The organism is Burkholderia sp. HAN2018 (genome assembly GCF_024704855.1).
GTDB classification, from domain to species: domain Bacteria; phylum Pseudomonadota; class Gammaproteobacteria; order Burkholderiales; family Burkholderiaceae; genus Burkholderia; species Burkholderia cepacia.
This window is the reverse complement of record NZ_QOBB01000266.1, coordinates 1-8,875: the sequence shown is the minus strand read 5'-3', so window position 1 is coordinate 8,875 and position 8,875 is coordinate 1. Positions and strand designations below refer to the sequence as shown.

The 8,875-nt window shown below is 70.3% G+C and carries 8 protein-coding genes; 7 read left to right on the top strand and 1 reads right to left on the bottom strand.

Annotation, left to right across the window (positions count from 1 at the left end; all coding sequences use genetic code 11):
- The 5 genes from xylB to DPV74_RS35990 all read left to right on the top strand — a co-directional run.
- Positions 1-1,314: xylulokinase (gene xylB, locus DPV74_RS36010; RefSeq protein ID WP_119338914.1), on the top strand; the 1,314-nt coding region annotated here is incomplete at its 5' end.
- 115 nt (positions 1,315-1,429) lie between these two features.
- Positions 1,430-2,458, top strand: a complete 1,029-nt coding sequence (xylF, locus tag DPV74_RS36005; RefSeq protein WP_027792864.1) for a D-xylose ABC transporter substrate-binding protein — start codon at positions 1,430-1,432, stop codon at positions 2,456-2,458.
- A gap of 60 nt (positions 2,459-2,518) precedes the next feature.
- A complete protein-coding gene (xylG, locus tag DPV74_RS36000) occupies positions 2,519-4,078 on the top strand; it encodes a D-xylose ABC transporter ATP-binding protein (protein WP_119338913.1) in 1,560 nt (519 codons plus the stop codon).
- Positions 4,075-5,310: a sugar ABC transporter permease gene (locus DPV74_RS35995; protein ID WP_119338912.1), complete on the top strand. Its 1,236-nt coding sequence runs from the start codon at positions 4,075-4,077 to the stop codon at positions 5,308-5,310. The genes xylG and DPV74_RS35995 overlap by 4 nt, the downstream gene beginning before the upstream one ends.
- A 38-nt stretch (positions 5,311-5,348) precedes the next feature.
- Positions 5,349-5,678 (top strand): hypothetical protein, encoded by a 330-nt coding sequence (locus tag DPV74_RS35990; protein ID WP_200058862.1) that lies wholly within the window; start codon positions 5,349-5,351, stop codon positions 5,676-5,678.
- A 183-nt stretch (positions 5,679-5,861) separates the two neighbouring features.
- Here the strand turns inward: DPV74_RS35990 and DPV74_RS35985 are convergent, their stop codons facing one another.
- The gene (locus DPV74_RS35985; protein ID WP_240440086.1) at positions 5,862-6,071 is read right to left on the bottom strand and encodes a hypothetical protein; all 210 of its coding nucleotides are present in this window, start codon (positions 6,069-6,071) and stop codon (positions 5,862-5,864) included.
- A 168-nt stretch (positions 6,072-6,239) separates the two neighbouring features.
- Here DPV74_RS35985 and DPV74_RS35980 point away from each other — a divergent pair, with 168 nt between their 5' ends.
- Both DPV74_RS35980 and DPV74_RS35975 read left to right on the top strand, forming a co-directional pair.
- Positions 6,240-7,736 (top strand): HAMP domain-containing sensor histidine kinase, encoded by a 1,497-nt coding sequence (locus DPV74_RS35980; protein WP_119338910.1) that lies wholly within the window; start codon positions 6,240-6,242, stop codon positions 7,734-7,736.
- Positions 7,718-8,875: sigma-54 dependent transcriptional regulator (locus DPV74_RS35975; RefSeq protein ID WP_162923234.1), on the top strand; the 1,158-nt coding region annotated here is incomplete at its 3' end. The genes DPV74_RS35980 and DPV74_RS35975, both read left to right, overlap by 19 nt.

Here is an 8,875-nt window from a genome sequence, read left to right as displayed (position 1 = left end):
CTGGCGGCGCTCGTCGCCGATGCGCGCGCGGCCGGCATCGATCCGCGCGCCATCGATGCGCTCGGCCTGACCGGGCAGATGCACGGCGCGACGCTGCTCGATGCGCGCGGCGACGTACTGCGCCCCGCGATCCTGTGGAACGACGGCCGCGCGGATGCGGAGTGCGCGGAACTCGAGCGGCGCGCGCCCACGCTGCGCGCCGTCGCCGGCAATCTCGCGATGCCGGGCTTTACCGCGCCGAAGCTGCTGTGGGTGCGCCGGCACGAGCCGGACGTATTCGCGCGGATCGCCCATGTGCTGCTGCCGAAGGATTATCTGCGCTACCGGTTGACCGGCGCGTTCGCGACCGATCCGTCGGATGCGGCCGGCACGCTGTGGCTCGATGTCGCGAAGCGCGATTACGACGACACGCTGCTCGCCGCATGCGGGTTGTCGCGCGCGCAGATGCCCGCCGTGTTCGAAGGCAACCGCATCACCGGCACGCTGCTGCCGGCCGTCGCACGCGCGCTCGGGCTGCGCGAGATCCCGGTCGTCGCGGGCGGGGGCGACAACGCGGCCGGCGCGGTGGGCGTCGGCATCGTGCGGCCCGGCGACGCGCTGCTGTCGCTCGGTACGTCGGGCGTCTACTTCGCGGTGTCGGACGGCTTCCGCGCGAATCCCGAATCGGCGGTTCACAGTTTCTGTCACGCGTTGCCGCGCACCTGGCACCTGATGTCGGTGATGCTGAACGCGGCCGGCTGCGTCGATTTCACCGCGCAACTGGCCGGCTACGACGGCGTTGCCGCGCTGCTCGCCGACGCGGAAGCGAACGCACGCGCGGAGCGCCCGTGGTTCCTGCCTTACCTGAGCGGCGAGCGCACGCCGCACAACGACGTGAATGCGAAGGGCGTGTTCTACGGGATGACGCCCGATACGCGGCGCGCGGATCTCGCGAACGCGACGCTCGAAGGCGTCGGCTTCGCGCTGCTCGACGGGATCGACGCGCTGCATGCGGCCGGGCTCGCGCCCGACGGCATCACGGTGATCGGCGGCGGCTCGCGCAGCGCGTACTGGACGCAGATGCTGGCCGACCTGAGCGGCCGTGCGCTGACCTTGCGCGCGGGCGGCGAAGTCGGCCCGGCGCTCGGCGCCGCGCGGCTCGCGCATCTTGCGCTCGAACCGGATGCGCCGCTCGACGCGGTGTGCCCGCAGCCGCCCGTCGTCGAGGTACGGGAGCCCGACATGACACGCCACGCGTGGTATCGCGACGCGCGGCGGCCGACGTTTCGCGCGCTGTATCGGGCGCTCGAGCCGGTGTTTGCGACAGGCGCGTGACGGGCGTGTGACAGGCCGCACGAAGCCGTGCCGCGCGGTGGCAAGACGATGGGCGACCGGCTTCGGCGGCTGCCCGGCGTTCGTGGAGTAGTCCTATAAAGAGAGGAATGGAGACATGAAATCCGTGAAACGTCGTACGGTATTGAGCTCGCTTGCCGGCGCCGCTGCGCTGGCGATCCTGACACTGGGCGCCCCGCTCGCGCATGCGAGCAAGGACAAGCCTGAAATCGGCTTCTGCATCGACGACCTGCGCGTCGAGCGCTGGTCGCGCGACCGCGACTATTTCGTGGCCGCCGCGACGAAGCTCGGCGCGAAGGTGTCCGTGCAGTCCGCGGACGCGAGCGAGGCGCGGCAGATCTCGCAGATCGAGAACCTGATCTCGCGCGGCGTGGACGTGATCGTGATCGTCCCGTTCAACTCGAAGACGCTCGGCAACGTGGTCGCCGAAGCGCGCAAGGCCGGCATCAAGGTGGTGTCGTACGACCGGCTGATCCTCGACGCCGACGTCGACGCGTACATCTCGTTCGACAACGAGAAGGTCGGCGAACTGCAGGCGCAGGGCGTCGTCGACGCGAAGCCGAAGGGCAACTATTTCCTGCTCGGCGGCGCGCCGACCGACAACAACGCGAAGATGCTGCGCGAAGGGCAGCTGAAGGTGCTGAAGCCGGCGATCGATCGCGGCGACATCAAGGTCGTCGGCCAGCAGTGGGTGCCGGAGTGGAGCGCGTCGACCGCGCTGCGGATCGTCGAGGATGCGCTGACCGCGAACAACAACCGGATCGACGCGATCGTCGCGTCGAACGACGGCACCGCGGGCGGCGCGATCCAGGCGCTCGCCGCGCAGCACCTGGCCGGCAAGGTGCCGGTTTCCGGGCAGGACGCGGATCTCGCGGCGGTCAAGCGCGTGATCGCCGGCACGCAGACGATGACCGTCTACAAGCCGCTCAAGCTGATCGCGAGCGAAGCGGCGAAGCTCGCGGTGGATCTTGCGAAGGGCACGAAACCCGCGTTCAACGCGCAATACGACAACGGCAAGAAGAAGGTCGACACGGTGCTGCTGCAGCCGACGCTGTTGACCAAGCGCAACGTCGACGTCGTCGTGAAGGACGGCTTCTATACCCAGGCGCAGCTGGCGAGCCAGTAACGGCGCGGCGCGCGGGCGGCCCACCGGTGCGTCCGCGCGCACACTGCGAGGCATGAGCGAATGACCGAACCCTTGCTGACGATGCGCGGCATCGTCAAGGAATTCGACGGCGTGAAGGCGCTCGACGGCATCGACCTGGTGGTGCGGCCGGGCGAGTGCGTGGGGCTGTGCGGCGAGAACGGCGCGGGCAAATCGACGCTGATGAAGGTGTTGTCCGGCGTGTATCCGCACGGCACGTGGGAGGGCGAGATCCGCTGGGAGGGCGCGCCGCTCGTCGCGTCCGGCGTGCGCGACACGGAGCGCGCGGGCATCGTGATCATCCACCAGGAACTGATGCTCGTGCCCGAGCTGTCGGTGGCCGAGAACATCTTTCTCGGCAACGAGATCACGCTGTCGGGCGGGCGCATGAACTATGCGGCGATGGTGCAGCGTGCCGAGGCACTGCTGCATGAACTGCGGATCGACTCGATCAACGTCGCGCAGCCGGTGATGAACTACGGCGGCGGCCACCAGCAGCTGATCGAGATCGCGAAGGCGCTGAACAAGCGCGCGAAGCTGCTGATCCTCGACGAACCTTCGTCGTCGCTGAGCGCGTCCGAAACGCGCATCCTGCTCGACATCGTGCGCGACCTGAAGCGCCGCGGCGTCGCGTGCGTGTACATCTCGCACAAGCTCGACGAGGTCGAGGCGGTGTGCGACACGGTGACGGTGATCCGCGACGGCCGCCATGTCGCGACCGAGCCGATGCGCGCGCTGACGACCGACCGGATCATCGCGATGATGGTCGGCCGCGAGATTCGCGATTTGTACCCGCGCGAGCCGCACGAGATCGGCGACGTCGTGCTGGAAGCGCGCAACGTCACCTGCCGCGACGTGACGAATGCGCGCCGCAAGCGGGTGGACGACGTGTCGTTCAGCGTGCGGCGCGGCGAGATTCTCGGCGTCGCGGGGCTCGTCGGCGCGGGCCGGACCGAGCTGATGCAGGCGATCTTCGGCGCGTATCCGGGCGCGTGCACGGCGACCGTGCTGATGAACGGTCGGCCGCTGTCGATCCGCACGCCCGCCGATGCGATCCGCGCCGGCATCGCGATGGTGCCCGAGGACCGCAAGCGCCACGGCATCGTGCCGCAGCTCGGTGTCGGCCACAACATCACGCTGACGGTGCTGCGGCGCTTCGCGGCGCGCGGCCGGATCGACGCGGCCGCCGAGCTGGACGCGATCCGCACCGAGATGCAGCGGCTGTCGGTGCGTGCCGCGCATCCGTTCCTGCCGATCGCGAGCCTGTCCGGCGGCAACCAGCAGAAGGCCGTGCTCGCGAAGATGCTGCTGGCCGAGCCGCAGGTGCTGATTCTCGACGAGCCGACACGCGGCGTCGACGTGGGCGCGAAAGCGGAGATCTACCGCCTCGTGTTCGCGCTTGCGAAGCGCGGCGTCGCGCTGATCGTCGTGTCGTCGGAAATGCCCGAGGTGCTCGGGCTTGCCGATCGCGTACTGGTGATCGGCGAAGGCGAGCTGCGCGGCGACTTCGTCAACGACGGCCTGACACAGGAACAGATCCTCGGCGCCGCGCTGAAATCCGGCCGGCGGCCGACCGAACCCACCGCAACGAGTGCGACATGAATTCCGAACTTTCTTCCTCCACCCCGGCGACGCAGGACGCGGACGCGCGCCGTTCAAGCGGCCACGAAGCAGGGCACCCGGCCGGGCGCTCGACCGGCAGCCAGCTTCGCCAGGTCTTCGTGCGCTACAAGATCCTCGCGCTGCTGCTCGCGGTCGCGGCGATCTGGGCGTTCTTCTCGGTGCTGACCGACGGCGCATTCGTCACGCCGCGCAACGTGTCGAACCTGCTGCGGCAGATGTCGATCACCGGCATGCTCGCGTGCGGAATGGTGTTCGTGATCATCGCGGGCGAGATCGACCTGTCGGTCGGCTCGCTGCTCGGGCTGCTCGGCGGCGTCGCGGCGATCCTCGACGTGAACCGCCACTGGCCCGTCGCCGCGACGGTCCCGGCGGTGCTCGCGCTCGGTGTGCTGATCGGGCTCTTCAACGGCTGGTGGTCGACCTACCGGCGCGTGCCGTCGTTCATCGTCGGGCTCGGCGGGATGCTCGCGTTTCGCGGGATCCTGCTCGGCGTGACGGGCGGCTCGACGATCGCCCCGGTGTCCGACGGCTTCGTGTTCCTCGGGCAGGGTTACCTGCCGCGCGTGGCCGGCGACGGCCTCGCGCTGCTGCTGTTCGCGCTCGTCGCGCTGCTGGTCGTGCGCCAGCGCGGCACGCGGCACCGCTACCGGCTCGCGGTCGCGCCGCTGTGGCAGGACGCCGTCAAGATCGTGGGCGCGGGGGCCGTGCTGTTCGCATTCGTCGCGACGCTCGACCGCTACGGCGGCATCCCGGTGCCGGTGCTGTTGCTGCTCGCGCTGCTCGGTGTGTTCTCGTGGATCGCGACGCAGACCGTATTCGGCCGGCGCATTTATGCGGTGGGCTCGAATCTCGAGGCGACGCGGCTGTCCGGCGTCGATACCGACCGCGTGAAGCTCGCGATCTTCGCGCTGATGGGGCTGATGTGCGCGTTCGCGGGCATCGTGAACACCGCGCGGCTCGCGGCCGGTTCGCCGTCGGCGGGCACGATGGGCGAACTCGACGCGATCGCCGCGTGCTTCATCGGCGGCACGTCGATGCGCGGCGGCTCGGGCACCGTGTACGGCGCGCTGATCGGCGCGCTCGTGATGGCGAGCCTCGACAACGGCATGTCGATGCTCGACGTCGACGCGTACTGGCAGATGATCGTCAAGGGCGCGGTGCTGGTGCTGGCGGTGTGGATCGACGTGGTGTCGCGGTCGAACCGGCGGTGAGGCGTCGCGCCCTGGCCGCCCGTCAACGGGAGGTGGACATGAAACGGAACACGGTACCGATGCGCGGGATCTCCATGCTGGCGGCGTCGCCGCTCGCGACGCCGGCCGTCGAATACGATCACGGGGCCGCGCTCGGCCTGGGCGATCCGCGCGACCGCCGGATCATCGCGGATGCGCTGCGCACGTTGTTGCGCGAGCGCTCGGAAGCGCTCGCGTTCGCGATGCGCGTGGCGGACGAGCACGATCGTCCGAGGCCGGACGCGAACGATTTCGCGCTGACCGACATCATCCGGCTCGCGCGCATCGTCGAGCGCGCGGAGCGATACGGCGACGCGATGAACGAGCCCGTTCCGGGCGCTGCGCGCTGATACATGAATGGCATGGCCGGCGCCGTTCGCGCGAGATTGCGCGAGGTTGTGCGTCGACCGAACAATTTCGCACTGGAAAGCGGCGGAAGCGGGCGTCGACACGATCCGTGGTCGCGGCCCGGCTCATTTTGCCGTCGCGGCGGTTCGCGACGGTGAAACCTCCCGAACGCGCGCGGGCGACCGTTACGGCAGCGGCGCACCCCACACCGCGGTCACGTCGCCGCCGAGCCGCCATTCGCTGAACGGGCGGCGCGGCGCGATGATCGCCGGCAGGCGGCGATCGCCGAAGCGCGCGTAGTACGGCTCGACCCAGCTCAGCTCGTCGCGGAACGTCCACGGGAACAGGTCCTGCCTGACCGGCGTGATCGTCCTGAAACTGCCGGAATTCTCCACCGCGTCGAGCCGGAGGCAGTCTGGCGGTTCGATCTTTCAGCGGCCTTTCCCGATGGCGGCCGCTGGCGTCCGGCGCGATGGCCAGCCCGATCCGGCAGGCCGGCGGCGCGGGTCCCGGCGTCGTATGCTTTACGTTATCCTGTCGCCCTCGACCGCCTGCCCGATCCGATGAAGCGTCCGCCGTTTTCCACTCAACTCGTCATGCTCTGGGCGCTCGTCGCGACGCTCTGCGCGACGCTCGTCGCGGTCGTCTGGGTGATGGCCAGTTCCGCCGAAGGGCAGCAGATCGCCGGCGCGCGGGCCGCGGGCGAAGCGGCCTGCGAAGCGGTCGCGTCGCGCTACGATGCGTCCGCGCCGGCCGGCGCGCAGCCCGATTCGGCGCTGATGCATGCGATCCTCGATATCGTTTTGGCGCGCGCACCGGACATGGAAGGCGGTTTCTGGACGGCCGGCGGCGCACCTGCGGCGAGCGGTTTTCTTGCGTATTCCTTTCCGACTTATCAAGGCAGCGGCATCAAGCGCGACGTGCCGGACGCGGAAACGCCGCTGATTCTCCGCACGCTGCGCGCGGCCGCCGCGACGCGTGCCACGACGTCGAATGCGGTCGAGGGCGCGCAGGATGCCGTGATCGCGGCGGCGTGTCCGGTCCGCGCCGGATCGGGCCTGTTCGTCTGGATGCTGACGCGCGCCCGCCCGCCGCTCGGCCGGCACGGCGAGCTGCTGGCGACGGGCCTTGCGGGCGTGCTCGCGGTGATTCTCGCGATCGCGGCGGCGCTCGCGATCGCGCTGCGGCGCTGGAAGGGCAATCTCGCGCGGATCGAAGCCGGGTTGGCGCCCGACGGCCGCGCACCGCACCTGCCGTATGTCGGCGAGCCCGATCTCGACCGGATCATCGATGCGTTCAACACGCATGCGCGGCGCGCCGAGCAACTGCAACAGCAGGCCGCCGAACTCCGCACGCGGCTCGCGCAGGCGGAACGCTTCGGGATGCTCGGCAAACTGGCCGCGCAGGTCGCGCACGAGATTCGCAACCCGATGGGCGCGATGCGCCTGAAAGCCGAAAACGCGCTGGCCGGCGACAGCCGACGGCAGCAGGACGCGCTGCGCGTGATCCTGGCGCAGATCGAACGCATCGATGCGCAGCTGTCGGGCCTGCTCGCGCTGACGCAGCCGGTCAGCCCGCATGCGACGCGCGTCGATGTCGACGCGTGGCTCGCGCAGGTCGTCGACGCGCACCGCGAGCTGGCGCAGCGGCAGGCGATCGATCTCGCATGGCTGCCCGGCGAGCAGGGCGAACGCCTTGCGCAGCCCGCCGCGTTCCCCGTGTTCGATCCCGACCAGATGCGCCGCGCGCTCGACAACCTGTTGCTCAATGCGCTGCGCCATGCCGGCGACGGCGGTGCGGTCACGCTCGCCGCCGCGCGTCGCACGTTCACCGGACGCGACTGGCTGAGGATCACCGTGTCGGATACCGGCCCCGGGGTTCCCGCCGAGCAGCGCGAGCGGATTTTCGAGCCGTTCGTGACGGGGCGGGCGGACGGCACCGGCCTCGGTCTTGCCGTCGTCCGCGAAGTGGCCGCGGCGCATGGCGGCCAGGCCTGGCTCGACGACGTTCCGCACGGTGCATCCTTCGTCATTGAAATCCCATGGCAACCATCCTCATAGTCGACGACGACGCGGCATTTCGCGACGGCCTGGCCGAGACGCTCGCCGATCTCGGTCATCGGGTCGTCGAAGCCGAAGCCGGGCGCGCGGCGTTGAGCGCGCTGCGCGACGGCGGTCGCGTCGACTGCATCTTTCTGGACTTCCGCTTGCCGGACCTCGACGGGCTCGCGGTGCTCGCGCAGCTGCGCGACGATCCCGCGCTGGCCGCGATCCCGGTCGTGATGCTGACCGCCCATGCGACCAGCGACAACACGATCGACGCGATGCGGCTCGGCGCGTTCGATCACCTGACCAAGCCGATCGGGCGTCGCGACATCGCGCAACTGCTCGCGCGCATCGTTTCCGCGAACACACCGCCGGCGGCCGTCGAACCGCACGGCGGCGGGTTTGCGCGCGAACCCGCGTCGGCCCGCCCCCGGCTGCTGGGCGTGAGCGCCGCGATGCGCGACGTGCAGAAGCAGATCGGCCGGGCCGCGACGAGCGACGCGACCGTGCTCGTCACCGGCGAGACGGGCACCGGCAAGGAGGTGGCGGCGCGCGTGTTGCATGCCGCGTCGATGCGTCATGCCGGGCCGTTCGTCGCGGTCAACTGCGCGGCGATTCCGGCCGACCTGCTCGAAAGCGAACTGTTCGGGCATCGACGCGGCGCGTTTACGGGGGCGCACGTCGATCGCGCCGGGCGGCTCGTCGAGGCCGACGGCGGCACGCTGTTTCTCGACGAGATCGGCGACATGCCCACGGCCATGCAGGCCAAGCTGTTGCGCGCGCTGCAGGAGCGCGAGGTGACGCCGCTCGGTGCGGATCGTCCGACGGCGATCGACATCCGGGTGGTGGCCGCGACGCACCGCGATCTCGCCGAGGCCGTCGCGCACGGCACGTTCCGCGAAGACCTGTTCTACCGGCTGAACGTGATTCCGCTGCACCTGCCGCCGCTCGCGGATCGCGTGGCCGACATCCTGCCGCTGGCCGCGTATTTCCTGGCGTGCGCGGCAGGCGCGCGCCCGTTGCACCTGACGAACGACGCACAGCGGGCGCTGCTCGATCATCGCTGGCCCGGCAACGTGCGTGAGCTGCGCAACGTGATGGAGCGGGCGGCCGCGCTGGCGCCCGGGCCGGCCATCGGCGCGGCCGATCTCGGG

What these genes read in the sequence shown, in the direction of transcription:
- DPV74_RS35995 (WP_119338912.1), top strand. Translation starts at nt 4,075, where the DNA reads ATGAATTCCGAACTTTCTTCCTCCACCCCGGCGACGCAGGACGCGGAC.
- DPV74_RS35990 (WP_200058862.1), top strand. Translation starts at nt 5,349, where the DNA reads ATGAAACGGAACACGGTACCGATGCGCGGGATCTCCATGCTGGCGGCG.
- xylG (WP_119338913.1), top strand. Translation starts at nt 2,519, where the DNA reads ATGACCGAACCCTTGCTGACGATGCGCGGCATCGTCAAGGAATTCGAC.
- xylF (WP_027792864.1), top strand. Translation starts at nt 1,430, where the DNA reads ATGAAATCCGTGAAACGTCGTACGGTATTGAGCTCGCTTGCCGGCGCC.
- DPV74_RS35980 (WP_119338910.1), top strand. Translation starts at nt 6,240, where the DNA reads ATGAAGCGTCCGCCGTTTTCCACTCAACTCGTCATGCTCTGGGCGCTC.